Here is a 348-nt window from a genome sequence, read left to right as displayed (position 1 = left end):
ACGCCAACCCACTCCATCCCCGCCGGATTCTATCCTCCACGAACCCTTCGGAAATAATTCCTTTTCCTCTAATGCATCCCGTACGTTGCCGATAGCCGTACCGGCTGTTGTGGGGCCCGTGTACGCACTCTTGACCTCGGTGTGCGTCACGAATTCGTTGTCCGTGCCGCGCTTGTTGATAAGAAGTTGAAGTAGTTTGGCGGCCTTGTCTCCGATTTTGCGCACCTCTTTGCCGTTGCGTTTTAGTGTGCGCCCGTCGAGAGACCATTGCACCTGCGCCCTAGCGCCGGTGTGCTGGCCCGTGGCAGACGACAAGCCAGGCGCGTGCTGCTGGCTACCGCTGTGGTC

The 348-nt window shown here is 58.9% G+C and carries 1 protein-coding gene; it reads right to left on the bottom strand.

From position 1 onward, the window contains the following. Positions 1–315 (bottom strand): hypothetical protein (locus tag ACLQ24_RS30460; protein ID WP_425895177.1); only part of this gene is annotated, 315 nt, incomplete at its 3' end. Positions 316–348: the final 33 nt, after the last annotated feature.

The organism is Micromonospora sp. DT4, from assembly GCF_049841675.1.
GTDB lineage: Bacteria > Actinomycetota > Actinomycetes > Mycobacteriales > Micromonosporaceae > Micromonospora.
The sequence above is the reverse complement of the archived record's forward strand: the minus strand, read 5'-3'. Positions and strand labels throughout refer to the sequence as shown.